Raw genomic sequence first — 555 nt, forward strand, 5'->3', positions numbered from 1 at the left:
AAATCTTGCAGCATGTTAGGTACGACGACCAATGTTGTTTCCAGCTTTTCTGGTTCGGTGGTGCTGAGTTCAATAAGTTGCAGCAGAATATCCTCAAGCAGCGCTTCTTCTTGTGTTGCTTCGCTGACAAAAATCTTGATTTGTTTGTTACGCTGCGGCTTTGCAGCGAAAGGACACAAATTCAGACCAATCACGACATCATTAAGCCATTGATCGACTTGTTGAGTGATCGCATTAATATCTGTATTCGGTGTTTCTTGTGTTGAGCGCGTTGGCATACGACTTTCTTGCTTTTATGAATTTGGCGCAAGCATAGCAGAGAAGTCGATTAACTTCTTCCCAAGCTTGCTACATCAGTGTTGCTGTCGGTATCTACGCTTTCACAAATGTGTTTTAAGTAGGCAATGGCAGCAAACATCACGGCATACAAAACGCTTCCGCCAAGCAGTACGGTTGGCCAACCGCCATGTTGCCAACAGTAGAGCAATAAAAAACCACCTAAACTTCCGCCAACATAGTAGTGCACCAAGTACAAAGCTGTTGCGGTTGCTTTTG

Annotated in this window: 1 protein-coding gene and 1 pseudogene; both read right to left on the reverse strand. The window is 44.3% G+C overall.

The window, feature by feature from the left end; genetic code table 11:
• Window positions 1-278 (reverse strand): DUF1415 family protein (locus R7O13_RS29830; protein ID WP_318305588.1); only part of this gene is annotated, 278 nt, incomplete at its 3' end.
• A gap of 50 nt (window positions 279-328) precedes the next feature.
• Window positions 329-555: pseudogene (locus R7O13_RS29835) on the reverse strand (MFS transporter); the annotation flags it as partial.

The sequence above is a fragment of the Vibrio sp. Y176 genome (genome assembly GCF_033438945.1).